At 52.1% G+C, this 25,948-nt stretch carries 25 protein-coding genes; 17 read left to right on the top strand and 8 right to left on the bottom strand.

Annotated elements, in window-relative coordinates:
- The first annotated feature begins 155 nt into the window (after nt 1-155).
- The 4 genes from GT003_RS15860 to GT003_RS15845 all read left to right on the top strand — a co-directional run bounded on the left by GT003_RS15860 (nt 156) and on the right by GT003_RS15845 (nt 2,193).
- Nucleotides 156-698 (top strand): NAD(P)H-dependent oxidoreductase, encoded by a 543-nt coding sequence (locus GT003_RS15860; protein ID WP_161699449.1) that lies wholly within the window; start codon nt 156-158, stop codon nt 696-698.
- Nucleotides 695-1,327 (top strand): DsbA family oxidoreductase, encoded by a 633-nt coding sequence (locus GT003_RS15855; protein WP_161699446.1) that lies wholly within the window; start codon nt 695-697, stop codon nt 1,325-1,327. The genes GT003_RS15860 and GT003_RS15855 overlap by 4 nt, the downstream gene beginning before the upstream one ends.
- Before the next feature lie 36 nt (nt 1,328-1,363).
- Nucleotides 1,364-1,612 (top strand): tautomerase family protein, encoded by a 249-nt coding sequence (locus GT003_RS15850; protein ID WP_161699444.1) that lies wholly within the window; start codon nt 1,364-1,366, stop codon nt 1,610-1,612.
- 137 nt (nt 1,613-1,749) lie between these two features.
- Complete coding sequence (locus tag GT003_RS15845) at nt 1,750-2,193, top strand: cell wall hydrolase (protein WP_161699442.1); 444 nt, start codon at nt 1,750-1,752, stop codon at nt 2,191-2,193.
- A 96-nt stretch (nt 2,194-2,289) separates the two neighbouring features.
- Here GT003_RS15845 and GT003_RS15840 read toward each other — a convergent pair whose 3' ends face one another.
- Nucleotides 2,290-2,841 carry a helix-turn-helix domain-containing protein gene (locus GT003_RS15840; RefSeq protein ID WP_161699440.1) on the bottom strand — a complete coding sequence of 184 codons (552 nt, stop codon included), beginning with the start codon at nt 2,839-2,841 and terminating at the stop codon, nt 2,290-2,292.
- A 185-nt stretch (nt 2,842-3,026) separates the two neighbouring features.
- Between GT003_RS15840 and GT003_RS15835 the strand changes: the two genes are divergently transcribed.
- The 4 genes from GT003_RS15835 (at nt 3,027) to GT003_RS15820 (ending at nt 7,637) form a co-directional block, all read left to right on the top strand.
- A complete protein-coding gene (locus tag GT003_RS15835) occupies nt 3,027-3,680 on the top strand; it encodes an alpha/beta hydrolase (protein WP_161699438.1) in 654 nt (217 codons plus the stop codon).
- A 15-nt stretch (nt 3,681-3,695) separates the two neighbouring features.
- The gene (locus GT003_RS15830) at nt 3,696-4,466 is read left to right on the top strand and encodes a DODA-type extradiol aromatic ring-opening family dioxygenase (RefSeq protein WP_161699436.1); all 771 of its coding nucleotides are present in this window, start codon (nt 3,696-3,698) and stop codon (nt 4,464-4,466) included.
- Nucleotides 4,467-4,686: 220 nt separating this feature from the next.
- A complete protein-coding gene (locus tag GT003_RS15825; RefSeq protein WP_161699434.1) occupies nt 4,687-5,262 on the top strand; it encodes a metal-dependent hydrolase in 576 nt (191 codons plus the stop codon).
- A gap of 425 nt (nt 5,263-5,687) precedes the next feature.
- On the top strand, nt 5,688-7,637 hold the full coding sequence (locus GT003_RS15820) for a galactose-binding domain-containing protein (protein WP_161699432.1): 1,950 nt from the start codon (nt 5,688-5,690) through the stop codon (nt 7,635-7,637).
- 122 nt (nt 7,638-7,759) lie between these two features.
- Here the strand turns inward: GT003_RS15820 and GT003_RS15815 are convergent, their stop codons facing one another.
- Together GT003_RS15815 and GT003_RS15810 are read right to left on the bottom strand one after the other, a co-directional pair.
- Nucleotides 7,760-8,161 (bottom strand): VOC family protein, encoded by a 402-nt coding sequence (locus tag GT003_RS15815; protein ID WP_161699429.1) that lies wholly within the window; start codon nt 8,159-8,161, stop codon nt 7,760-7,762.
- A gap of 180 nt (nt 8,162-8,341) precedes the next feature.
- A complete protein-coding gene (locus GT003_RS15810; protein ID WP_161699427.1) occupies nt 8,342-8,989 on the bottom strand; it encodes an FMN-dependent NADH-azoreductase in 648 nt (215 codons plus the stop codon).
- A gap of 306 nt (nt 8,990-9,295) precedes the next feature.
- Between GT003_RS15810 and GT003_RS15805 the strand changes: the two genes are divergently transcribed.
- The 3 genes from GT003_RS15805 to GT003_RS15795 are packed head-to-tail and all read left to right on the top strand — an operon-like array spanning nt 9,296 to nt 12,963.
- Nucleotides 9,296-10,783: a spore germination protein gene (locus tag GT003_RS15805; RefSeq protein ID WP_161699425.1), complete on the top strand. Its 1,488-nt coding sequence runs from the start codon at nt 9,296-9,298 to the stop codon at nt 10,781-10,783.
- Nucleotides 10,773-11,846 (top strand): Ger(x)C family spore germination protein, encoded by a 1,074-nt coding sequence (locus GT003_RS15800; RefSeq protein ID WP_161699423.1) that lies wholly within the window; start codon nt 10,773-10,775, stop codon nt 11,844-11,846. The genes GT003_RS15805 and GT003_RS15800 overlap by 11 nt, the downstream gene beginning before the upstream one ends.
- A 7-nt stretch (nt 11,847-11,853) precedes the next feature.
- Nucleotides 11,854-12,963: a GerAB/ArcD/ProY family transporter gene (locus GT003_RS15795; RefSeq protein WP_161699421.1), complete on the top strand. Its 1,110-nt coding sequence runs from the start codon at nt 11,854-11,856 to the stop codon at nt 12,961-12,963.
- A gap of 95 nt (nt 12,964-13,058) precedes the next feature.
- On the opposite strand, the gene secD is transcribed toward GT003_RS15795, so the two are convergent.
- Together secD and GT003_RS15785 are read right to left on the bottom strand one after the other, a co-directional pair.
- Nucleotides 13,059-15,191 carry a protein translocase subunit SecD gene (gene secD / locus GT003_RS15790; RefSeq protein WP_161699419.1) on the bottom strand — a complete coding sequence of 711 codons (2,133 nt, stop codon included), beginning with the start codon at nt 15,189-15,191 and terminating at the stop codon, nt 13,059-13,061.
- A gap of 28 nt (nt 15,192-15,219) precedes the next feature.
- The gene (locus tag GT003_RS15785; RefSeq protein WP_161699417.1) at nt 15,220-15,570 is read right to left on the bottom strand and encodes a hypothetical protein; all 351 of its coding nucleotides are present in this window, start codon (nt 15,568-15,570) and stop codon (nt 15,220-15,222) included.
- A gap of 229 nt (nt 15,571-15,799) precedes the next feature.
- On the opposite strand from GT003_RS15785, the gene GT003_RS15780 reads away from it, so the two are divergent.
- Nucleotides 15,800-16,288 carry a hypothetical protein gene (locus GT003_RS15780; RefSeq protein WP_161699415.1) on the top strand — a complete coding sequence of 163 codons (489 nt, stop codon included), beginning with the start codon at nt 15,800-15,802 and terminating at the stop codon, nt 16,286-16,288.
- A gap of 111 nt (nt 16,289-16,399) precedes the next feature.
- Here GT003_RS15780 and GT003_RS15775 read toward each other — a convergent pair whose 3' ends face one another.
- Nucleotides 16,400-17,041: an HAD family hydrolase gene (locus GT003_RS15775; protein ID WP_161699414.1), complete on the bottom strand. Its 642-nt coding sequence runs from the start codon at nt 17,039-17,041 to the stop codon at nt 16,400-16,402.
- A gap of 233 nt (nt 17,042-17,274) precedes the next feature.
- Here GT003_RS15775 and GT003_RS15770 point away from each other — a divergent pair, with 233 nt between their 5' ends.
- The 5 genes from GT003_RS15770 to GT003_RS15750 all read left to right on the top strand — a co-directional run bounded on the left by GT003_RS15770 (nt 17,275) and on the right by GT003_RS15750 (nt 22,299).
- Entirely contained in the window at nt 17,275-17,634 is a 360-nt protein-coding gene (locus GT003_RS15770) for a carboxymuconolactone decarboxylase family protein (RefSeq protein ID WP_161699411.1), read from the top strand.
- A gap of 27 nt (nt 17,635-17,661) precedes the next feature.
- Nucleotides 17,662-18,033: a MerR family transcriptional regulator gene (locus GT003_RS15765; protein WP_161699409.1), complete on the top strand. Its 372-nt coding sequence runs from the start codon at nt 17,662-17,664 to the stop codon at nt 18,031-18,033.
- 214 nt (nt 18,034-18,247) lie between these two features.
- Complete coding sequence (locus GT003_RS15760; RefSeq protein WP_161699407.1) at nt 18,248-20,392, top strand: penicillin-binding transpeptidase domain-containing protein; 2,145 nt, start codon at nt 18,248-18,250, stop codon at nt 20,390-20,392.
- Between the two features lie 26 nt (nt 20,393-20,418).
- A complete protein-coding gene (locus GT003_RS15755; protein WP_161699405.1) occupies nt 20,419-21,075 on the top strand; it encodes an alpha/beta hydrolase in 657 nt (218 codons plus the stop codon).
- A gap of 261 nt (nt 21,076-21,336) precedes the next feature.
- A complete protein-coding gene (locus tag GT003_RS15750; protein ID WP_161699403.1) occupies nt 21,337-22,299 on the top strand; it encodes an aminoglycoside phosphotransferase family protein in 963 nt (320 codons plus the stop codon).
- A gap of 294 nt (nt 22,300-22,593) precedes the next feature.
- On the opposite strand, the gene GT003_RS15745 is transcribed toward GT003_RS15750, so the two are convergent.
- Together GT003_RS15745 and GT003_RS15740 are read right to left on the bottom strand one after the other, a co-directional pair.
- Nucleotides 22,594-24,372, bottom strand: coding sequence for a sensor histidine kinase (locus GT003_RS15745; RefSeq protein WP_161699401.1), 1,779 nt, complete (start codon nt 24,370-24,372; stop codon nt 22,594-22,596).
- Nucleotides 24,369-25,940, bottom strand: a complete 1,572-nt coding sequence (locus GT003_RS15740; protein WP_161699399.1) for a response regulator transcription factor — start codon at nt 25,938-25,940, stop codon at nt 24,369-24,371. The genes GT003_RS15745 and GT003_RS15740 overlap by 4 nt, the downstream gene beginning before the upstream one ends.
- Nucleotides 25,941-25,948 lie beyond the last annotated feature (8 nt).

Genomic DNA, 25,948 nt, shown 5'->3' with positions numbered 1-25,948 from the left:
ACCGAGCAGCTGGCGCGCTAGCAAATGTTTGACGCTAAGAAAGATGCCCAATTGTTCTTTATGCAATGCTTACCTTTTAGTAGATAGCTTATTGTGCAGTGCACGCGCATAAGCGAATCTCCGGTAAAACTACATCATGAATGGAGCGAATCATAATGAAAACACTCGTTATCGTAGCACACCCGAACCTGGAATCGTCGAACTGGAACAAAGCATGGGTCGAGGAATTGAAGAAGAGCGGCGATATTACGATTCACGAGCTGTACAAGGAATATCCGAGCAAGAACATCGACGTGAAGCGCGAACAGCAGCTGGTCGAAACGCATGACCGCATTATCTTCCAATATCCGTTGTATTGGTACAACATGCCGCCGCTGCTGAAACAATGGTTCGATGACGTGCTGCTCTACAACTGGGCTTACGGTCCCGAAGCGACGGCGACGACGGGCAAAGAAATCGGAGTTGCCATCTCGACGTACGGAACGGCGGAATCGTACCAGCCGACGGGCTCCAATCGCCTGACGCTGGAACAAATTTTGGCGCCGATTCAGGCCAGCGCGCGATTCATCGGCGCCGTGTACCTGCCGCACTTCGCGTTGAGCGATACGTCCGACGTGACGCCCGAGCGTTTGGCGCAAAGCAGCAAAGCGTATGCCGAGCATGTGAAGACGGTTAAACCGGCCGCGGTGGCGGTATGAACGACGTGAAGATCGACGTCTTCATGGACATTGTATGCCCATGGTGCCGAATGGGGGATGCTAGCCTTAGAACCGCGCTTCGGGAGCTGCCCGCAGACACGAAGGTTACGGTTCGCTATCATGCGTACCAGTTGAATCCCGGCATCCGCAAGGAAGGCGAGGACTACCGGAAGGTCATGATCGGCCGCTTGGGCGGAGAGGCGCAATTCGAAGCCAGAATGAAGCAATATAATCAGACCGGCGCGCAGTTCGGCCTGAATTACAATATGGAACTGGTGAACTATACGCCGAATACGGTGTTGGCGCACCAACTGATCGCGATCGCGCCGGAAGAGCTGAAATCGCAATTGATCGAACAGCTGTACACGGCCTATTTCGAACAAGGCGCTAATCTTGGCGATGTGGACAAGCTGGTCGAAATCGCGCAAGCGAACGGAGTCGCGAACGACCCAGCGGCACTCAAGATGCGGCTTCTCCAAGGCGAAGGCCGGGAGCAGGTAGAAGAAGGGCAGCGCGACGCTCAGAAGCTCGGCATCCGAGGCGTGCCTTATTATATCGTCAACGATAAGTATGCCCTATCCGGCTTGCAGTCGCCTGCGGATTGGCTTCAGACATTCAAGCAGGTCTAAAGAAACCGCATTACAATCGAATGGAGGAGATCATACATGCCGATCGTAAATATTCAGGTCACGCGAGAGGGCACGACGCCCGACCGCGATTCGGTGACCGCCGAAGAGAAGGCAGCCCTCATCAAGGGAGTAAGCGAGCTGCTGCTTAACGTGCTGAATAAGCCGCTGGAATCGACATTCGTCGTTATCGAAGAAGTCGATACGGACAACTGGGGTTGGGGCGGACTTCCGGCACTGGAATATCGCCGTAAATTGGCCGCGCAGAAGGCATCCGCGGAAGGCTGATCGTACCCCTATCAATCCTGTTAAAGCCGCGTAAAACGCGGCTTTTTTGCGTTTTGGCAATTACGCTTCGTAGGCTGGAGTCACACATTCGGTCCTCTTGCAATATGATGAGTCTAGAAATCTAAAGAGGTGAGCCGATGGGAGTCGTAAAAGCCAGGAAAGCAGACATTGATATGCTGGCAAGGTTGCTTCGAGCCGAAGCCGAGACCGAAGGCGAGAAGGGAATGCTCCTTGTTGGAAATGTCGGCATTAATCGAATAAGAGGAAACTGCTCCGATTTTAAAGATATTCGGACCATTCCCCAAATGATCAACCAACCGCATGCATTCGAAGCGCTGCAGCATGGGTTGTATTATCAAGGCTCGAGAGAGAGGGAACGCCGCTTGGCGCAGCGATCCGTGAATGGGGAGCGGAATTGGCCGGCCAAATTCTCGTTATGGTATTTCCGTCCGGGCTCGTTTGATAATCCGGGACCTTGTCCGCCGACCTGGTACGATCAGCCGTTCGCGGGACGATGGAAGAAGCATTGCTTCTACGAACCGACCGGCGCGGAATGCGAGAATATCTACAATACGTTCTAACAGGACCAACGAAAAAAGCCCGGGATCGGGCTTTTTTTCGTGTTATTGGGGAGGGTAATTAGGCTCGGAAAGTTAGGATGTCTAGCTTAACGCCGCTTAGATAAGGTCTTGTCCGTTCTCGCTCTCCGTATAGATCGCGATGAGCACGATGGCCGTTTCTTCGCCTATGTTGCGTACCCTGTGAGGCGTACAAGCATTCCAGCTGAAGGAATCGCCTTCTTCGAATTCGGCCCCGTCTTCCCCTTGCTCCGCATAGATGCGTCCTTTAATAACCAGATGCACTTCCTCGCCTTCATGCGCATGGGGGGCAATGCCTGTCGAAGCGCCGGGAGGAAAAGTCACGATATTCATCCTGACGTTCTTCGTGGAGCTCAAGTGCTCCACTTGGAGTAATTCCGAACCGCTTGTCGTCACGGTTCGTTCGTCGCTGCGAACGATTTGCATGCGCTCTTCTTTCTTTAACAGCAAATAGGCGAGCGGCACCTTCAAGGCTTGCGCGATATTTTCGAGCGTTGCGATCGAAGGGGAGGTTTTATTCGTTTCGACCTGACTCATAAATCCTTGGGACAGGCCGGTAGCTTCGCATATTTGAGCGATCGTGATGTTTTTGCGTTTTCGGATCGCCCGAATCGTAGAACCGATGTCCATGCCGATCCCACCTCTAAAATATTTGTAATACGAAAGTTAAATTCATATTATCAATTTATGTATTGACAAGTCAATGAGGTGCGAGGTAAATTACAGATACAGATTATATATTCTTATTACTAATATTCGAGTTCGGACGGAAGTCGATGCGCTGAGCTCGGATTGGTCTCATGGAGGGGAAGCACATGAATCCGAATTATCGCTACGATGTTCATTTGCCGCCTAATATGGAGCAAGGGAAGAGCTATCCGACCATCTTCACGCTGCACGGCAAAGGATCGAATGAACGGAATATGTTCGGTTTGGTCGCGCCGTTGGCCGATACGTTCATCATTATCGGCGTTAGGGGAAATTTGCCGCTTGGCGCCGGCTATCAGTATTATGAATTGAAAAGCCTGGGGAACCCGATTCGGGAGATGTTCGACCAAGCGGTGCAGGATCTCGAAGCATTCATTGCCTATGCCACGGAGAAGTACCCGATCGATGCAGGCAGACGTTATCTGCTCGGCTTCAGCCAAGGGGCGATTCTATCCGTCGCGCTGGCGCTTACGATGGGAGAACGACTGAAGGGAATCGCGGCGATGAACGGCTATATTCCCGGTTTCGTGACAACGGAGTATGCGCTGCGAAGCATGAAGGGCGTTTCCGTATTCGTCTCCCATGGAGAATACGACTCCGTGTTCCCGGTTCGGATCGGTCACGAGACGGCCGCCTATTTACGCGACCGGACAGAGCATGTGACGTTCAAGCTGTATCCGAGCGACCACGGCGTTTCGGAAGAGAACCAGCTTGATTTCTTGGCATGGGTCAAGCATGACGCTGAAGCTGAATCCATATAAGAGGGAGCGAAACTTATGATGCCATCCTATTTCTTCGCGCACGGCGCGCCGTCGATCGTGCTCGAGGATAACGAATATACCAAGCTGCTGAAGCAGTTCAAGGACCATAGCCCAAAGCCGCGAGCGATCGTTCTATTCTCCGCGCATTGGGAGGAATCGATACAGACGGTTAGCGCCGCGCCGGCGTACGAGACGATTTATGATTTCGGCGGGTTCCAAGACGAGCTTTACCGGATGACGTATCCGGCCCGAAGCGATGAATCCCTCGTGGAGCGGATTCAAAGCCTGTTTACGAAGCAGGGGATCGAGAACGTTCGAAACGAACAACGAGGCTTGGATCACGGGGCATGGGCGGTTCTGAAGCTGCTGTATCCCGAAGCGGATATTCCGGTCGTTGCGCTGTCCGTCAATCGTCACCTGCCTCTTGCGCAGCAGTATGAGATCGGGAAGGCACTGGCGGCGCTTCGCGAGCAGGATGTTCTCCTTATCGGAAGCGGAGGGACTGTTCATAATCTGAGAAAGTTGAACTGGCGCTCCGAAGGGATTGACCGGTGGGCGGAACAATTCGACGACTGGATTCAAGAGAAGCTGGAGATGTGGGACACGGAAGCGCTGTTCCAATACCGCGAACTCGCTCCCCATGCCCAAGAAGCCGTACCGACGAGCGAGCACTTCATTCCGCTTCTTCTTGCCATGGGAACGGGCGATGCCGGCCGCAGCGCGAGGCTTCTTCACAGAAGCTATCAGTACGGTAACCTGGGCCTGAGCTGCTGGCAATTCAATTGAGATTCGATATTTGAAGTCTGCGGTCTGGAGTGCGGAGATTGCAGTTAAAAACTGCGGTCTGAAATCCGAAGTCGCTATCCGGCGGCTTCTTTTTTATGACTAACGGCATCCATCTGACATATGAAAACTCATTCGCTTCCCGTATTGACACTTTCATAACCAATGGTTATATTAGGAACATCAAATAATAACCATTGGTTATGAAAAAGGTGATGAGACGATGTTCGCAGGACATTTCGGTTTGGCGGCAGGCATAAAATCGAAGGTGCCGGAAGTTCCGCTCTGGGCGTTAATGGTAAGCACGCAGCTGTTGGACATTGCATTCGTTCCGATGCTGCTCGGCGGAGCGGAGACGATCGAAGAGACTCGCCCCGGAGGCGGCTACGGAGAAGCGGTCATCCATGCGGACTATACGCATTCGCTTGCGGGCGCGCTATTGATCGCGCTGCTTGCCGGGCTTGCAGCATGGCGGCTCTGGGGCCGGCGGGCCAGCGGAATCATCGCGGGGATCGTGTTCAGCCATTGGCTGCTCGATCTCGTCGTGCATCGCTCCGATATGCCCCTATTGCCAGGGAACGCCATGGATCTGCCGCTCCTCGGACTGGGGGCGTGGAAATCTCCAGGCTTGTCCGCCGTGCTTGAACTTATCCTCATCGTAGGCGGCTTATGGCTGTACGCCCGATCGGCGCTCGATAAGGGGAGAGGTGCCGGTAGAAAAGCAGCGGTCATCTCGAGCTGGGTGCTCGGCTGCGCGCTCGGATTGGCTCTCGTCACGGACGTGACGGGCTGGTTTTAAGGAGGGATAATAATGAGTTTTATCATCTATCTGATCGTGTTCGCGGCGTTATGCGGCTGGCTGGATGCCAGAATCGCGAAAGACAGGGGATGAAATGAAATGAAGTCCGCTTAAATCGCGGGCTTTTTTTGTTTCTGATCAAGATTAAATTCATTGGCAACAAGACGGACAGGCGATTATCATCATTTTTTTATAACGCAATCGTTCAAGTTCCTTCCCCCGCAAGCGATTGACGCATGCGAAAACGTCGAAGATTTTAGGACTATTTCGCAAAATGGGGCGGTGCTATAATTAGCGCATGCTCGTAAATGTAAGTGCTTTCATTTGGCTAGCATGTTTGATTGCCGTCTATTATGCGCTCGGGAAAGAAGGTGGTGCTGCGCCAACCGCTTCGCCAAACCAATGAGAGAGGCAGGTCAATTAAAATGCCATTGTCCCCATCCCGCTCCCGCATGCCCCGCTTGACGGTTTTGCTCGCCGCCGCACTTCTCCTCGCGATATCGATCTTCGTTCCGCAAAGGTCGTATGCGTTGTCCACGAACGGCAACGGCGGTACGACGGACGTCGGCACTTGGTTCATCACGTACAACGGCACCGCCAATTGGGCCAACAATTTCGGCCACGGCTTCCCAATCATGTATCGCCCGCTCGACCAGAACGGCAGCTACTCGATCCCCGACAGCACGAGCACGGCGCAGGCCGATTTTTACCTGCAGCAGCTGGCGGACGCGAAGATCGACTTCCTGCTGTTCGACGAGACGAACGGAGGCATGGCCGGATACGCGATGGAGAACGCCTACGTCGTCGACAACGCCGGCATCATGTGCCAGCGCATCAAGATCTGGAACGAAACGCACAGTTGGAAAATCAAATACGCGTTCGCCGTCGGCGTATACGACGCGCTTCGCGGCAGCGATTCGGTGGGTCTTACCGCGGAGAACCAAGCGCATTACGTGTTCGATAACTTCTATAATAACAGCGCATACGGCGGTCCGGGCAACTACTACCAGGTCGACGGCAAGCCGCTCCTCATCCTGTACAACTGGGCGAGCGACACGCTGGCGCAGTGGAACGCGTACGCCGGCAGCAAGACGTACGGCAGCCAGTTCACGGTCCGCCGCGCCTCGAACAGCGAAGCGGGCACGTACGGCTGGCAGACGGCCTACGGGACGCAAGTGAACAGCGAGGTGGAAGTCGTAAGCCCGGGCTGGAACAATCACGTCGGCTCCACGCCGATTCCGCGGAACAACGGCGACTACTATACGGCGAGCTGGAACACCGTACTCAGCAACCCATTGCCGCGGATCGTCATGATTACCGCGTTCAACGATTACAACGAAGATTCGGCGATCTGGACCGCGGACACGACGAATCTGAACACGACCTATGACGAGAAATGGTCGGGTCATGACGGGCTGCTGCATCCGACGATGTATTGGGACATGACCAAGAATTACATCGCGACGATGCGCGCCATGCCTGCCGGTCCGATTAACTTGGCGCTTGGCGGGACGACGACGGTCAACAGCGTCTATGCGCCTTGGGCAAAATCGAATCTGACGGACGGCAGCCGAGGCACGGCATATTCCAGCCAAGTCGGCGTGAAGAGCGACCATGCGGAATGGATCGAGCTCGACCTCGGCAGCGTGAAGGCGTTTAATACCGTGACGCTCGCGAACCGCTCCGACATGGCCTACGGGTTTCCGAAGGATTTCAAGATTCAAGTGTGGAACGGCTCGTCCTGGATCGACCGCGTGACGCAGGCCAGCTACGCGCAGCCCGCGGCGGGGGCCGCGGTGCCGTTCACGTGGGGATTGACGGACACGACCAATAAGATCCGCATCTACGCGACCGGGCTGCGGCCGGACAATATGGGGGATTACGTCCTCCAGCTCGCGGAAGTCGAAGTGTACGACGCGCCCGGCGCCAGCGTCGCGAACGCGGGCTTCGAGTCCCCTGCAGCATCGAGTCCGTCGAATATTACGTACGGTCCGATGACGAGCGGATGGACGTTCGACAGCGGCGCGGGCGTTCAGCATAACGGCAGCTGGTTCGGCGCGTCGAATGCGCCGGAAGGTTCGCAGACGGCTTTCGTTCAAGGCGCCGGCCAATTCAGCCAGTCGATCACGATGTCTGCCGGTTCTCATACGGTCAGCTTCCAAGCGGCCAAGCGGACTTCCCTGGGCGGCACGCAGTCGTTCAACGTCTATTGCGACGCGGCGCTGATCGGCTCGTTCACGCCTTCGTCCGGCAGCTTCGCCCCGTTCTCGACAGGCAGCTTCACGACGACGGCGGGCAGCCATACGATTAAATTCGTCGGGACGAATATAGTAGGGGACAACACCGATTTCATCGATGCGATCGTCGTGAACTGAAGACATACGAAGCGATAAAGGCAGTCTTCGTTTTGTTCGCTTCGCTTCGGTAGTCTTGTGAGACGTTTACGGGGCATGAAAAAACGCCGGTGACCTTAACCAGGTTACCGGCGTTTCCCATACTAGCGTTTCGGCATTTTGCTCTCGTCCATGTACAGCAGGTTCCAGCGATGGCCGTCCAGGTCGGCGAATCCTGCGCCGTACATCCAGCCGTCATTCTCGCTCGGCTTGCCAAAGATGCTTCCTCCTGCGGACTCGACTCTTCGAACGAAGGCATCAACTTCTTCCCTGCTGTCGGCGCCAATGGAAAATATGACCTCCGCATTGCGGGAAGTATCCGCGATCGTTGAACCCGTGAATTTCTCGAACACCGCGTCCGGGAACAGCAGAATCGTGGTTTGGCCGACGGCAAGCTTGGCTCTTTCGTTGCCGAAGCTCGTCGCATGGAGTCCGATCGCGTTGAAAAAGGCCGTTGATTTCTCGACGTCTTTGACCGGCAGATTAATCCAAATGTCCTGTGACATGGCAGCAGCCTCCTAGATTATCGTTTAACTCATGCTAATTATACGCTATTACCCGGAGCAGCGGCGGATCAATGAGAAGAAACCGCAGGACATGACATTGCTGTCATGCATCCTGCGGTTTCTTTCTGAGCCGTCTTATTTAATTGCCTGAGAGTTGGACATAAGAATCCGTCGAACGGGTTAAACCGTTACCGTATTGACTAGGCGAGCGGCTGCTTCTTGAGCTTCTTGTTTGGCTTTGTCCAGCACGACGGCTTTGTCGAGTACGGACGTCCCTTGGGCGCGGATGATTTGGTAATCTTCGATGCCGAGGAAGTTGAACATCGATTTGAGGTATTTGTGGGAAAATTCATTGTCCGTGTACCAATCGTCGTTCGTATAAACGCCGCCGCTTCCTTGAATGACGAGCAGGCTGCGGCCGTCGGTCAGCAAGCCTACGCTGCCGTTTTCCGTGTATTTAAAGGTTTCGCGGGCGATCAGGATATTATCCATGTAATCCTTCAATCGCGAAGAGATGTTGAAGTTATGAAGCGGCATGACGATGACGTATTTCTTGGCACTCTTGAATTGCTGCAAAATCTCGTTCATGCGGCCGGTGACCCGCTTTTCCTCGTCCGTCAGTTCGCCGCCGGAAGCGAATTTATTCCATGCGCTCAGAACGGTGCTGTCGATTTCCGGAATTTCTTCGGCGTACAGATCGATTTGCTCGATCGCTCCGTTGGGATTCAGCTTGCGGTAGTTCTCGATAAAGTGGTTGCCGACTTCCAGACTGACGGAAGTAGGGGAATCGACGGCAGCATGCGCATTGATAACAAGCAATTTTTCCATATCGCTCACTCCTAGTTGGTTTGTTTAATTGACGATAAGATAAATCGTCGATTAGTAATGTCTATAATATACGACGCCGGACAGGCGATGTCAAAATTATTTTTATGGTAAATGATCGTTTGCAGCATCCGTACGCTCCGGATGGATTGGTTTAGTTATGCTCGAAGCCGAAGAGACTATGCAGTATTATTTTGCGCCCGCATGTTGAAGATGCCCCCAAAGGAATAATAATCCGTATGCAGGCTACACTATCTTCGAACATTTTCCAATTTTTATTTCTATCGTTGGCAGGAGGCGGATCGGGACATGGCAGCGTCCGAACCATTGACGATCGAGTCGTTGGGCGAACTCATGGCCTTGGTCGGGAAGTCCGCCGACTTTACGCGGATTACTTTAGAAGCGGGAGCTAACCGCATCACATTAAGCGTCTACTCCTCCATGGCCGACAACCGGCAAATATACGAGCATCTCATGCCTGGCCTGCAAGGCATGCAGGAGAAGATCCGCGATTGGTCCGCCTTGCTTGGCCGGCTCCCGTTCAAGGACATGTCCGTGGAGACGGAGCCGAAGAAGATCGCCGCGAAGCTGCAGAGGGGCTTTGCTGTCATTGAATTGGCCATTCTGCCCGCGGAGACGCTGCTCATTGACATCTCGAACGAAAGCTTGGGCCATCGAAGCAATAACGATACCGAGAACGAATTCGCCGTCATCGGACCCAAGGCAGGCTTCGTCGAGAATTTGGAGATCAACATGCATCTGCTGCGCCAGCAGATCGCCGTACCGCAATTGATATTCGAAGACATGACGCTCGGCTCGTTGTCCAAAACGAAGATCGTCGTGGCGTATATCGAAGGCTTGACGAACCCCGAGCTCGTGCAAAAGATGAAGGACAGGCTTCGCGGGATCGATTTCGACGTCGTCTACGACAGCGCGATGCTCGAGCAGGTGATCGCGGACGAGTCGAATACGCCGTTCCCGCTGTTCTTGACGACGGAACGGATCGACCGCATCTCGTACGTGATCTCATCCGGGCAAGTGGCCGTCATGTGCGACGGTTCTCCGTACGTGCTGTCGGGGCCTTCGACGTTCATGGATTTCTTCATCTCGCCGGAAGATTATTATTTGCCCTGGATTACCGGGTCGTTCTTCCGGATCATTCGCATAATGAGCGTGTTCTTCTCTCTGTTTGCTTCGCCGCTCTACATTGCCGTGCTGACCTACCATTTCGAAGCGATTCCGACCCGGCTGCTGCATCCGATCATGTTGTCGGGACTGCATGTTCCGTTCTCTCCCGTAATGGAAGTGCTCTTCTTGGAGACGACCATCGAGCTGCTTCGGGAAGCCGGAGCGCGGCTGCCCGCGAAGATCGGACAAACGCTCGGCATCGTCGGGGGCATCGTGATCGGCGAAGCCTCCGTCCAGGCGGCGCTTACGAGCAATATCTTGCTGATTATCGTGGCGCTGTCCGCGCTCGCTTCCTTTACGACGCCGATATTCAAAATGGCCAATACGATTCGGGTGCTGCGCTTCCCGTTAATCTTGCTGTCCGCGCTTCTCGGCGGGTTCGGCATCGCCGTCGGCTTCACGCTGCTGCTTGCCCACTTGCTCCGGCTCAAGAGCTTGGACTCGCCGTATATGATTCCGTTCTACCCGTTTCGGAGGGGGAATCTGGCGGACAGCCTGATTCGCTCTTCCTACCAGCATACGACGAACCGCACCTTGTACTTGAACCCGCTTCGCAAGAAACGCTATCATCCCAACATGGCGAAGGACGACATTGATCATGAGGATTAAATCGCTGCGGGCGGCGCTGCTGCTGGCAGGTACCGTGCTGATCGCCGGCTGCGGAAGCGACAGCGTCATTAATCGTATCCGCGTGCTGGTGGCCGTCGGGTTCGACCGGGAGGGCGAGATGTGCACGGGCGTCGTAGCCTATCCGAATTACATTCACCGCAAGGGCAGCCTGGCGATCATGAAAGGTAGCGGCAGGGAGCCGAAGCTGATCATGGAGCAATTCCAACGTCAGTCTCCGCGGAAGATCAGGTACAACAAGGTCGATTCGATTATTTTGAGCCGGCAAATCGCCTCCGAAGGCGTTACCGTGGCCGTCAATTCGATCGAACGAGATCCGGCGCTCGGCAGCAACGTGCTGCTCGCCGTCTCGTCCTGTTCCGCCGAATCGATCATCCGCAGCCTCGACCGCCAGGAGCTGGAAAACACGCCGTTCAACCTCGTGCGGCAGAACGTGAGCGACGGCGCCGTTCCGCTGTCGAACCTGTATTTTTTCCTTCACGATTTCTACTCGGAAGGCAAGGATCCATCAATGCCGAGCCTGGCTTTGGACAAGCAGAACCAGATCTTCATCGATGGTTACGCGCTGTTCAAGAAGGATCGCCTTAAGCTGGTGCTGAATCTGGAAGAAATGGCGCTCTTCAAAATGCTGCAAGGGAAACCGAAGATCGAACAACTGTTTACCTATAAAGGGGAGCATTACGTGCTTACGGTAAGGCATGGCCGTACGCGCTCCGTTCCTCATCCCGGAACGTCCCCGAAGTCGATGCGTTACGACGTACGCTTGACCGGGAGCATTAGGAATTACAAGGGCAATCTCCTTGCTCGCCTTCCGGATGAATCGAGGGCCTTTGCCGAAGCGATCGAGTCGCAGATCAAGAACAAGCTGTTGGCGCTGCTGAAGAAAATGCAGGCGGGCAAACTGGATTCCCTCGGCGTCGGCGAGCGGTTCAGATCGGTGGAGCGGGACTGGCAGGCGGCCGCGTTCTACCGCGAAGACTATCCGACGATGGATTTTCAGGTGAACGTCGTCGTCAATATTACCAATTCAGGAGCCGGAGAATGAGGAATCGATGAATTATCAAGCCCCGCTCGCCAAGACCGTGTCGCCCTATCTGCTCTGGTTCATGATTCACAAATCGCAGACGGGAGTCGCCGTACTCGATTTTCAAAGCAGGATCGCGCAAGGAGCCGAGCAGGATTCCTGGGTGTCCGTGCTGTTGACCGGCCTATCCATGCACCTCGTCGTGCTGCTTATGTTCTACGTGCTGAAGCATGCGAATCGCGGCGATCTCGTTTCCCTACACGTCCAGCTGTTCGGAAGAGGGCTGGGCACGCTGCTGAACGGTGTGTTTCTGCTCTATTTGCTGCTGCTCGTGTGTTATCAATTGATTACGTATTCGCAGGTCATTCAGGCCTTGGTCTTCCCGGATATGGGCACCTGGCGCATCGGATTGGTTTTCCTGCTCTTGTTCGTCTATATCACGAGCGGAGGGTTCAGAGTCATCACCGGAACCGCGTTCTGGTTCGTGCTCATTCCGAGCTTGTTGATCGTAACGCTGTTCATCCCGCTCCAGTATGCGGATTGGCGGAATTTCCTGCCCATGTTCAATCACTCCCTGCCCGAGTACGCGTACTCGGCCGCGCAGAGCCTTCCGCTCTATATTGGCGTCGAGCTGCTGCTGATGTACTATCCCTTCATTCGAAATAACGATAAAGCCCAGAAATGGGCGCATATCGGCGTGATGCATACGTACTTGCTTTATTTCGTCTTCGTGGTGGCGACCTTCGCTTACTACAACATGGGCCAGCTCCGCCATTCGGTCTGGCCGACGCTGGGTATGTCCAAGATCATTCAGTTCACGTTCCTGGATCGATTCGACTATTTCTATATCTTCAATTGGGTATTCGTGATTACGCCGCCATGCTGTCTGATTCTATGGAGCTGCACGCGCATACTGCGGTTCACGACGCGGATGTCGGGACGCGTATCGTTGTGGGCCACGGCCGCGGTCGTGTTCGTCATCGTGGCAGTGTTCCATGACATGCTTGCCATCGACCGGCTGGGGGCCGTCGTGCGTTACGCCGGAACCAGTTTATTGTTCGGGTACATTCCGCTGCTCGCCGTATGCGTGTTCATCGCGAACCGCTTTCGGAAATCGGTCCGCGACAGCGAGGCCTAGCGCCGATCCGCACGATTGCCGACTTGACTGTTACGAACGCATACTCGCATTCGCGAATTTACGTTCGCAGCAGGCGTTGTTGGACGTTGTTTCGTTTAAGCTTTGCGGAACAAGTACTTACGCTTGTAAAGCATTAGCCATACTTGCGCGGCGATAAAAATCGACGAATACGCGCCGCTTATCAATCCGAACAGCAGGGCAAGCGAGAACAAACGGATGCTTTCGCCCCCGAACAGCAGCAAACCCGCGGTAGATATAAAAACCGTCAGAACCGTATAGAGAGACCTGCGCATCGTCTGCCGCAGGCTCAGGTTCACGAGCGCTTCCAGTTCGCTTGCCGAGCTGATTGCGGTTTTCTTCATATTGCGCCGAATCCGGTCGAAAATAACGATCGTATCGTTAAGCGAATAGCCGACGATCGTCAGCATGGCGGCGATAAACGTAAGGTCGACCTCCAGACGAAATACGGAGAACAGCGCAACGGGAAGCAAAATATCGTGAATCAGCGCAACGATGCATGCGATTCCGTATAAATAGTGGAAGCGGATCGCCGTATACAGCACGACCCCTCCCGAAGCGATAAGAATGGCATAGACAGCCTTCTTGACCGATTCTTCCGCAATGACAGGATCGACCGTGGATTCCTGTTTGCTCGCTTGCTGTCCGTATTGTTGCTTCACCTTGCCCTCTATGGCGTCAAGCTTGGCGAGGGGGATCGGTTTGCTGAAGGTAGTCGCGGCCGACATTCCTTTCTCGCCGGTCTTTACGACAGGCTTCATGCCGACGGACGGTATCTCCTCATGCAGAATCTTCGTGATGTCATTCGTTTCGAACGGATGGCCGATATACAGCTCCAATCGGGTTCCCGCTTGATAATCGACCCCCAGGTTCAGCCCTTTGCTTCCAATCGTGACTAGGCCCGCTGCGAGTACCAAAGCCGAAACAATCAGGCAGCGCCTGCTCCACTTGACGAAATTCGGCAGCCGCCGCGTCTGATTCGAACTCCGCCGGATCCGTCCGGCGTCGAACCATAAGGGACTGCGGACCGCGTCCTTCCTTAGGAGCAGCCACAACAGAAATCGAGACCCGTACACATTGGTGAACAGGCTGACGATGATCGTCATCATCAATACGACTGCGAAGCCCTTCACGGAATTGGTTCCGATCGTCATGAGCACCAATGCGGCTATGAGCGTGGTGAGATGGGCGTCCGCAATGGTCGAGAAGGAAGCCCGCGCCCCGTTCCGGCAAGCAGAGCGTAAGCTTTTACCGTCCTGCAGCTCTTCTTTGATTCTCTCATACGTAATAATGTTCGCATCGACGGCCATGCCGATGGCCAATATGAATCCGGCGATGCCGGAAAGCGTCAGGGCGGCGTTCATCCAATCCAGGAAGACGAAGCAAATGTAGGCGAACCCGGTGATTGTCAGATTGGCCACTAGTCCAGCCAGCCGGTATACGACCAGCATAAAGAGCAGAATGGCTGCCGAGGCTAGATAGCCGGCGAATAACGTTTTTTGAAGCGCTTCTTCCCCCAGGGATGGCGACACGGTACTGACCTGCTTTTCGACAAGCTTGGCGGGGAGCGACCCGGCATTCAATAGATCCTTCATTTCGGTTGCTTCATTCAGGCCCCTGCTTGAGATGGCCGATGAACCGTTGTTAATGACAGTTTGCACGATCGGGGAAGAGACGACTTTGTCATCCATTAAAATAGACAGCGGCTTGTCCAAATTCGCTTCCGTTACCCGCTTCAGCTTATCGGGATCTTTGAACGTGACGATCACCTCGGCACGGTTCAGATTGTCATAGCCGATTCCGGCCCCGTTCGGCGAGAGATCATGGCCATCCAGCACGGTCCGTCCCCGTTCGTCCTTGAAGGTCAGATAAGCGGGCTGTCCGATCAGTTCCCTGAGCTTCGTCTGGTCGCTGACGCCGGCAATTTTCACCCGGATGCGATCCGTGCCTTCGATCGTAATATCCGGCTCGGCCACTTTGCTGATATTGATGCGTTTCTCGACCGTCCGTTCGGTTGCCAGGAGCAATCCCTTCGTCACTTTCCCGCCCGAATCGATCGGCCGAACCTGATACAGAATTTCGAAGCCGCCTTTCAGATCAAGCCCTAGCTTTAGATTTCCGATGATCGGGGAAACGGTCGTGAACATAAAAGTCAGCAAAAACAATACCGTTATCGTAAACGGCAGCAGTCTTTTACTATAGTTGCGCAATCAAAATACTCCCTTTCATTCTATAATGTCATAGAAGAACAGGGGGATTGGCCATATAGTTGGATTGATACTTAATGGGGTTAAGGATGTAGAACTGCTTAAGCGTGGGGATGAAGGAGCGGACATGGAATCTTAGCCTTGCTTGCGGAGGAGATACGGAGGCGAACAGAACCAATAGCAATAAAGCGTAGAGGACCAGCTGGAAGACCGGTTGGGTGTTTTGGAAGACGGACGCTTCGATCGCGTTGGAGGAATCGCTGCTCGGGTTCCAAGTCAGCTGGACGCCGCTTTCATGCACCGCTTCGGAATGCTGCAGGGGACACAGACAGGCTGCGAGCAGAATGAAGGCTAGCAGTACGATCTTTCCGATTTTACTCATATCGTCACCTCCTTTCGATTCATGTGGAGTATATCACCTGAGAACGCTTCATGTAAAATGCATCGTTCTCCTTACTGGGATGAAACGCTGTGCGAAAACGAACTGAAGAATCAGGTCCCATGCAAGCCCCTTTGGCTTGGAAGTGGTCTAAAAACGTTGGCATGCTGCGAAACCTATAAAGAGGTTGACACGGTCAATGCGATGTTGAAAAAGGAAGGGATGAGCAAGAATGGACCGACCTTTAATTTCGGAGCATGAAATGGTTCAGGAAACGGAGTTATTCCATAAGATTTTTACGGTATTCCGTCATGAGATCGACCAAATAGAGAATACGCGGGGAAAGCTTAACGATTTCCAGCTCATGCAGGCCGTCTTGCTCGCCAAGGATACCATGGGCGTCGTCGGCTGGGACAGCAGGCAAACGGTGAGCTCGATTTTCGAGAAATACATGCATATCTATCGGACGTTCGGAAGAGAAAAAGCAGATGAATGGGTAACGATCACATTTGAGTACAGCGTTAGTACGAGTGAGTATGAAGGAATCAATTCAACTCTAGGACGCCCGGACACAGAAGACGGCTATACGGTCGGCGAAGAAGAAGGCATACTCACAAACAAAACATCCAGAATAGACGAGCTCTCCCATCTCATTGTAGAGAAGGAGACCGATTTGTTGCAGCTCTACCGTGAGCTTTTTTTATTGCAGCAAGGTTCCTAAATTGGTAGGTCGGCATCCTACGGTCATGATAGTATCGGATGATAATAGCTAAAAAACGGATCGTGGAGCAGTTGCCGATGGCAGCTGCTTTTTTATTTGGCGATTGTTCTCTCAGGTTACATTCAGGATAATGTCCTTTAATTCTATCAGCGTCTTGATGCGATAGGTGGCCTGCGAGAAGTCATGCGTCTGCGTGAAGTCATTCTGGACAATCGCGCAATCGATGCCAGCCGCCACGGCTGCGTTCAACCCTCGGTTGGAATCCTCTACGACCAGCGTCTCGTTCTTGGCAGCTCCAAAGAGCCGTAAGCCGGTCAAGTAGGGCTCCGGATGCGGCTTGGTGCGCTCGTAGTCTTCGCGAACAAGAACGAAGTCCATGAATTGCTTAATCTGGCGCTTTTCATGAATCAGTTGGAAATCCGCTCGTTTTGAAGTCGTCACGATGGCCATGCGGACGTGCTTAGACAGTTCGGCGAGCGTATCGACTACGCCCTCGATCTCTATCGCTTCCGTTCTTAGATATTCCTGATAATAGGCGTCGCGGACCTCGCGCTGCTTGTCGATGGTCCGTTCATCCATACCTGCCGCCCTCGCTTGGGACCATGTGCCAAATGTCTGAGTCATGTCGCGGAGGTATTGATCTTTATCCAAGGTAAACCCGATATCGGCTAGGGCGCGTTCTCCCGCTTTGAAATACCACCATTCCGTATCGACCAGAACGCCGTCATGATCGAAGAGGATAAACTTTTTCATTGGACCATTCTCCTTTGTCAGCTGCGGCAACCATGCGAGCCGCTTATATAGTTCTTCGCAGTTGGCCACTATTGCACCTTCACCAACACTGAAATATTCGTCGTAACATTCGCAGAGCATTAGGCTCCCAGGCTCCCTTCCGAAGTCACTGACGATTTTCAATAAATCTCTTGCATTAGAGCGCGCTCTAAAGTTTAGAATGAGAATCAGCTAAAACATGAGGAGCTGATCGTATGAAAAATCGGTATGAATTCGGAATGGAAATGTTGAATAAAGTGGACGGGCATGCAGGAGAGGCTGTCGCAGCCCCGTTGGGAGATTTGGGAACCCTTCTCGTGGAATGGTTCGGCGATATTTACGGCCGCGACAAGCTGACCTTAAGAGAACGGGAAATTGCAACGATAGCCATGCTGACGGTGCTGAACAGGGAACCGCAGCTGCGCGTGCATCTTGGGGCCGGATCCAACGTAGGGCTGACCCGTCAGGAAATGGAAGAAGTTATGACACATTCGGTTCTATATGGGGGATTCCCGACGGCTATCAACGGCATGAACCTGCTGAACAGCATGACGCTGCCAGGTGAAGTGAAATAACGCCGCATGCTGATATAGAATACGAATATGAAAACGACGCATACCATCCAGCAAGTTACGAAGATCACCGGTCTATCCGCGCATACGCTGCGTTATTACGAAAAAATCAGCCTCATCCGCGACATTGAAAGAGAAGGCAACGGTTACCGCTATTATTCCGAAAAGGACGTCGAATGGCTCCAATTTCTTATCCGATTACGGGATACCGGCATGCCGATCCGTGACATGCAGCGTTTCGCCGAGCTGCGCTATCGCGGGAACGAGACCGTCGCCGAACGGAGACAGATGCTGGAGAGACATAAACATCAGATCAGGGAGCACATCGACCGGCTTCTAGGAAATATAGAGGCTTTAAACGAGAAAACCGATTATTACAGAGAATTGGAGAAGGAACGATGAAAGACGAACCGAATGGTTCTGAATGTCTATTGAGTAGACAGAGATCAAGTATCCACCATCACGACGGCAGCCGGCATATTACGTTCGGCTGCTTTTTTTGTTGAAATTTGTAGAGATAGGATTACGCTGGCATTCAGTGCAACAAATTCGTTCCACTAGCGTCAAATAATGGAAGGATAAATAGGCTAAAACTTTGGTGGCGGTGATATCAAGCATGATAAAAAGAGTGAATAAGCGAACGATTTTCTTGAGTGGTTTGCTCTCCTTCATGTTCGTCGTTCTAATTGCACGCGTATTTCAGGTGCAGGTTGTGCAGGGAGGTACCTATTTGGCCTTAGCGAAACAAACCTGGGCGAAAGATAACGTAATAGCGGCTAACCGCGGGATGATTACGGATAAGAATAATAAACCGCTGGCCATGAACGTCAATGCCTATAATTTATCGTTGCAGCCGCAGAGAATTTATCATTTACATCTGCAAGATGAAATCGTAGAAAAGTTGTCTCTCCTATTGGGGAGCAGCGAAGCGTATCTTAACGGCCTGATTAGCAAAAAGAAGAGCGATGGAAACTATTTCGTGCAGGTCGAGGTGCGGAATGGCGGGTGGTTATTGGATAGCGGCATGGACGATAAATTGGTAAAGTTAAAAGCGGCATTGCAGAAAGAAAAATCCACTTCCGACGTAGGCATGGTCATCGAACAAGCGGACAAGCGTTTTTATCCGGATAATTCTCTCGCATCTCAGCTCTTGGGGTATGTCAACAAAGAAGGAGTTCCGATCATGGGACTGGAAAAAAGCCTGGATAAGGAGCTTAAACAAACGGATGGCCGAATTATTGCTTATCAAGACGGAAGTTCGATCGAACTTCCAAATGGTACGATAAGTTATCAGAAGCCCGTCAATGGGAAGAACATTACGTTAACGATCGATGAACAAATTCAATTTTACGTCGAGGATGCGCTGAGAGGCTTGCAAGCCAAATACAATCCCAAAAGCGCCTCCGTCATCGTGGCCGATCCCAATACGATGGATATTCTTGCCTTAGCGAACATACCGAGCTTTAACCCGAATGCATTCTGGGAGAAAGCCAACGATCTAAGCGCCTTTTATAATCATGCGATCAGGTCGGAATACGAACCTGGCTCAACGTTCAAAATCGTTACGTTAGCTGCAGCCGTTCAAGAGGGATTATTTGATCCGAACGAGAAATATAGATCCGGATCGATCAAGGTTCCCGGACGTACCATTCATGATATTAACCCGCAGGGCTGGGGAACGATAACTTTCCTAGAAGGGCTGAAACGGTCAAGCAACGTGGAGTTTGTGAAGCTGGGCTATGAAAAGTTAAAACCCGCCAAGCTGGAGCAGTATATTAGAAATTTCGGGTTCGGATCGCCAACGGGGATTGAATTGCCCGGCGAATCCAAAGGCGTCATTACCATGAAGTACCCATCGGACTTTGCTGCTGCTTCTTACGGGCAGGGGGAGGTACAAGTTACCCCGATTCAACAAATAGCTGCCATCAGCGCTATTGCTAACGGCGGTAAATTAATGCAGCCTCATCTGGTGAAGAAGATCGAGGATCCTCAAGAGGGGAATGTTGTAACCAGTAAGCCTACTGTAGTTCGGCAAGTCATTTCGAAAGAGACGGCAACTAAGGTTGGGCAATATTTGGAACAAGTCGTATCGGATCGCGTGATTGGCTCCGGAAGGTACGCCTATATGAACGGATATACGGTAGCGGGAAAAACCGGCACGGCAAACAAGGTGGAAAATGGGGAATATGCAGAAGGCAAACATGTCGTTTCGTTTATTGGCTATGCGCCGGTTAGCGATCCCAAACTAGCGATCATCGTAATCGTCGATGAACCAAACAGCGAGGTCGACGGTGGAGGGGTAGTCGCGGCGCCGGTGTTCAAACAGATCATGATGAATAGTTTGAAATACTTAAAAATACCCGAGGACAGAAAAGAGCAGCAGCCCACGGATGAAGGGAATCAACAACTTGTCACGATGCCTAGTTATTTGGGGAAGGGCATCCAGGAACTGAATAAAAACGGATTGATGGTCAAAACAATCGGATCGGGGAAGAAGGTCATCTTCCAATATCCGACCGCTGGCGTAAAAATCAATAAACTTGCTCCAATCTATCTCTTCACGGATCAGACGATAAATCAAACACCGCCCGACTTAACCGGCTTACCGTTAATTGATGCCTTGAGCATAGCAAGAATCCTGAAATTCGAACTAAACGTGAGCGGGGAGGGGTTTGTCGTATCTCAACGCTTCGATCCGAAGACAAAATCCCTCAGCGTCGTTCTTGATACGGAATTGAAATCATCCCTTACGAAGCAGTGACCCTATGAAAACAGGAGATGTGCGCTATGAAGATCGCGGGAGAGTTCGTCACTGAAACGCTCGAATATGATGGCGGACGGCAGGTTACCGTATACGTCCCGCCGGTTCCACCGCAGGCAGTCGTGTTTGCCGGCGACGGTCAGCTGATCTCGCAGTGGGGCGGGTGCTTAGAGGCGGCCGACGTACCGCCAACGATGATCGTCGGTGCCCATCGGACGTCCGATACAGATGAGATGGCGCGCATCCATGAATACTCGCCGCCGTTCGACCGGGAACGGTTCGCCTCGCACGAGAGGTTCTTCGTCGAAGACGTCCGCCGATGGGTGCAATCGCGCTTCGGCGTCGCGCTGCCCGCCAAACGAACCGCGGTATGCGGCGTATCGGCGAGTGGGGAGCTCTCACTCGCGATAGGGCTTCGATATCCGGACATCTATGGTACGGTATTCTCCGCTTCGCCGGGCGGGGGCTACCGACCGCCTGCCGTGATGCCCGGCCAGCTGCCGCGTACCTATCTCGTGGCCGGCACGCTGGAGCCTTTCTTCCTCGAGAACGCGACCCGGTGGGCGGAAGCGCTGCGCGATGCAGGCGCGGAGGTCGAAATGATAGAGCGGATCGCGTCACACGACGACGCGATGTGGCGAGAAGAGTTCCCTCGGATGGTGGCGTGGGCGTTTGGGCGATAAGCATCCGTAAAGTTTGGGGCCGCTGGCTTGATTCGCAAAAGTACCAAGGTGCAGTTTGCCTCCATCCACTCCTATCAAAATGCAGGGCAGCAGGGGAGCGTATCTGGAGGCATGAACCCGAGGTTTTCAAACTAAAAGACAGGTAAATAAAACTAATAAATGATACGTGCTATACTTCAGAAAGTAATGATTTTAAATTTAAAGAACGTAGAAGAGCTTGCCGCAGCTCCCAACAAATTCACTATGCAGGAAGGGATAAAGATGATTAATTCGACTCGGATTCCTGAGAAGCTCCTGCGATCCTTGCTAATGGAACAGTACGAGTTAGTTCCCGCCACGCTTGAGTTTCTTCCGCTGGGACTTGATTACAACGCTGCAGTATATCATATCGTCAGCGGGCAGCAGGTTAGTTATCTGCTTAAGGTCACATCCAGACCTCTTTATGAGCCATGTTATCTGGTTCCTAGTTATCTTAATCAACAGGGGATAACATCCGTTGTGGCTCCTATTTCTAACAGTAGGGGGGCACTATGGACCCAGCTACGGGATTGGACTGTCGTTGTCTATCCCTTTATTGACGGAGAGTCAAGCTTCGAAGGGATGTTAGCCGAGCAGTGGAATAAGTTAGGCATCGCCCTAAAACTGATCCATCAGGTTATTTTGCCGCCTGAAGGATTCCATTCTCTGCGACAGGAAATGTTTAATCCAGCAGAGTACATCCGATGGGTAAGAACGTTTGAGAATCATAATGCACGCTTTGAAAGTGTCAATACCATTGAAAACGAATTACGCGCTGCGTGGGATAAGAATAGGCCGACGATACACGCAATGTTGACTTCATTGAAAGAACAGGCAGGTCTCCTTCAATCGCGAACGATTCCTTATGTAATATGTCACGCAGATCTGCATCCAGCCAATGTGATCCGTGATGAAGCTGGACAGGTGTTTGTAATCGACTGGGACGAGGTGATGCTCGCTCCCAAAGAGCGTGATTTCATTTTTGTCGGGATGCCGCACGCTGATGCATTTTTTCAGGGGTACGGAACCACAGAAATTGATGAGACGGCACTCGCCTACTACCGCTTAGAGAGAGATATTCAGGATCTTATTGAGTGTGCTCGAGTAGTATGTACCATGGATGATTTTGCATTAGAGGAAGAAGCAAAGTCTAAGTCCAATGCCGTCAAATTATTTCAATGTATCTTAGCGAAAGAGAGAACTTAATGGACCATTCCGCCAACTGGGAACGATAGTGCAAGACGAAAGGCAGCCCTTTCGGCTGATTATGGATTGTTTGGAAATACCCGTCGCTTAGTAGACTCCTTCTCAACAGAAAGCTTGAAATAGATGCACTTCGTTGGCACTAAAGGTCTGGAGGACGAGGTTTAACAGGCTAAGCTGCACTAACGAACACGATAGCTCAATCAAGACACGAAGTCAGCCGATCGTAAATGATCGGCTGCTTTCATGTAACTTAGGCAAGTTGAATTGTATCTTGGCGTCAAGATGCTCATCCAACTATACGCTTTTAATAATTTGCTTCGGAATCAGAATGAGCATGCTAGTGCGGAGATTCGTTTCCGGCACATCCTCCGAATCATTGGTTGAACCGACGCCGCTCTGAATGGAGAGACCGTACTCCGAACCGAAAACCAACTTAATTCGATCATCGACGTGCTTTAAGCCGTACCCGGTGGAATGTTTCCTTAAAAGCTGCTCCAAGACAGCGGGTTCGATGCCGGGTCCGTTGTCGCAAATGCTGAATTCTATCGTTTCGCCTAGCACCCGGCCGGTAATGACCAATAATCCTTTGCCGGTTTTCTTTTTTTTGATGCCGTGTTTAATTGCGTTTTCTACGATCGGTTGAAGAATGAGGTTAATCATGCCATAAGAGTAAACCTCTTCGTCGATTTGGTAGACCACATCGAATCGAAGATCGCTCGTCGCCAACACGATCTCCAAATAGGACTTCATATTATTGATCTCGTCCCGCACGGATATGATGTTATCGCCACGATTAAGCGCGGTCCGGTAAAATTGGGACAAACTCGTCACCATCTGGCTAATCTCGTGATTGTCGCTCTCGAGCGCCTTCCAATTAATGAACGAAAGCGTGTTATAGAGAAAATGGGGAGAGATTTGCGACTTTATGGCTTTCAGTTCGGCTTCTTTTTGAATGATTTTGTTCTTATACCGTTCGTTAATTAACCCGTTGATTTGCTTTAGCATATCCCCGAATCGGTTGGTAAGCTCCCCGATCTCGTCTTTGGACGTGCTCTGTACCCGGAGCTCCAACTCGCCCTGTTCAGCTCGCTTCATCCAATTATTAAGCTTATAAATTCTGCGTATCATTGATTTGGCGAACACCGAAATAATGATGATGAGGATGAGCAGGCAAATCCCGACTACGATTAGCGTCGCGCGGACGATACTTCCCGAGTTTTGCAAGATATCCTTGTCAGGCACAAGGCAGTATAAGTACCAATCCGTATTGGGGATGTTTTCTTTAATCAGCATCATGTCGCTGCCGCCGATCTGGATGACGGCTTTCGGATTATCCTTGATCATCGCGAATACGCCCGAGGTTTGTTCGTCCAAATCATGACTGGAGTACACCGGATTCCCGGCCGAATCGAGCAGGAACACCCATTGTTCTTTAATGGAATCGGGCAGGTTGGAAAATAGGTTACGGTTATTCACGCGAATATAGAGGATGTTCTCCTCTTCTTTCGCGGCCGAGGGAGCGGCTTTCTCGCCGGGCGAATACCGGAGCGGGAATTTGCCGGCTAGGAATAGCTCGTTCCCTTCATGGAACCAAGTCGTGCCTTTAGCCATGCTCACTGTCTTATACCAAGCTTGGTCGGTAATTCTCTCGATCCTCTGAATATAGTCGCCGTATTCCGGCATCTCGTTCGCCGTATAGAGGGTAAGCTGCTGGGTTTCCGTATTCAGATTCAAGAGCATATTCAAGTAAGGATTGAGGTATTGCGTCAAGTCGTTATACAGATTGTATAGATCGATATAGTTGCCGTTAAGGATGCGTTGAATAATATCGTTGTATAGAATCAATGCGGCCATGTTCTCGTAGTGGTCCATATTGGCTTTGATGCTCTCCGAGTAGACTTCCACGTTCCGCTGGTAGTCTTTCGCCGCTTGTTGGTACAGGAAATCCTTCGATTGGTTGTAAGAATAGATACCAAGGAACAGAATGGGGATAATGCTGATAATGAGGTAAGACAGAATGAGCTTCTGTCTAAACCGCAACCGGTCGATATATCGGCGTATCCAAGCCATCATGGCCGATGTCCTTCCCTAATCTGGGTAGGCGTTAGTCCGTAATAGTTCTTAAGCAGCGTGCAGAAATACGGAATATTGGAATACCCGACTTCATTTCCGATATCGACGATCTTGCGATTCGTATGCTGCAGCAATTGCTTGGCTTCCTCCAGCCGAAGCATCGTAATATATTTAATTAAGCCGACGCCCGTTTGCTTGGCGAAGAGATGGCTTAAATAACTAGGGGACAAATAGACTCGCTCCGCGATCTGCTCGACCGACAAGTCGGACCGGTAATCTCTCTCGATGAGTTGGATGACGTCCTCGATGACTTTATGCGTCGCTTCGGAATTCGCGGTAATCGGGGTAGGCTCGTCGTGCGCACCGTAATCTTGCAGAATCTCGAGCATGAGTTGACGCAAGTCCTTCAACTGCGCCGTCTTGAAGATCTTCTCGAGATTGTTCTTGAAGGAGACGGAATCTTGCTTGTGCGTCGCATTGAATATCGAACGGACGATTTCGGAACAGATGTATTTCACGTAGATGACGGAGAAGCGTTCGCTGTTTTTCAGGTCGTCGAATAGCCGGGCGAATCTCGTGCGCACGTCTCCGAGTTCCTTGCGTTCGATGCTGTCGGATATCGCGAGAAGGGCTTGGTCAATGTAACCCGATTCCTCTCCGCCCTCGGACGAGCTCTCCGTAAACAGCAGGGCGCCGTCGTCGAAGAAAAACTTGCTTTCCAGCAGCGCCTCCATCTTGCGATATTCTTCGCGCATCGTTCCGATTTGGTTAAACGTACCGCTTACCGCGACGCTAACGTCCGCATGAAACCGTTCTTTGATCCACTGGATCATTCGTTCGCCAATAGGTTTCGATAACGCGAAAGTTTCGGACGCGTAATCGACTTCCATCATCGCCAAGAGCTGATATTCGTTCAAGGCGATGAAGGAACTCTTGCCGGGGATCAGCTCGCCAAGGCTCTGTTCGATATCGAAGCCGGCGGCGTCGAATAGTCGCTTGGCTGAATCCAGCATCATCATTCGGAAGCAGCGTTCGTCCGCAGCTTCACGATGCGGAAGGATATCCTCCCACTGTCGCAAGGGAGAATGCAGATCGTCGTTCGTCAATAGTTCGGTCAGTTTCTTGTATTTTTCCGATTGGATGCCCGCCCGGTAGGCTTCTTGGTATTTTACGGCGTCTTCCCGTTCCTTTTGTTCGTCCTTGCACATTTGAATGACTTGAACGAGCACTTTAAGGAAGTTATGAACCTCGACCGGCTTGAGGATATAATGCATGGCTTTCAGGTCGATCGCTTTCCGGGCGTACTCGAATTCGCCGAAGGCGCTTAGAAAAATAATTTTGACAGGGAGATTCAGCGCCCTTACGTGCTCCGCTAATTCAAGCCCGTCCATTTGTCCCATCCGGATATCGGTAAGCAGGATATCGATCGGATTCCGCTGCAAATAATCAAGCGCTTCTTCTCCGCTATCCGCCTCGATAACTTCCAGCTCCAGATCATACTTGGCGATAAGCAGCTTAACTCCCCTGCGCTCGAAGCTCTCGTCGTCGACGATAAGTATTCTAAACATGGCGCATC

Source organism: Paenibacillus sacheonensis (assembly GCF_009909195.1).
GTDB lineage: Bacteria > Bacillota > Bacilli > Paenibacillales > Paenibacillaceae > Paenibacillus_Z > Paenibacillus_Z sacheonensis.
Note: the sequence above shows the minus strand (reverse complement) of the source record. Positions and strands in the feature narration are given on the sequence as shown.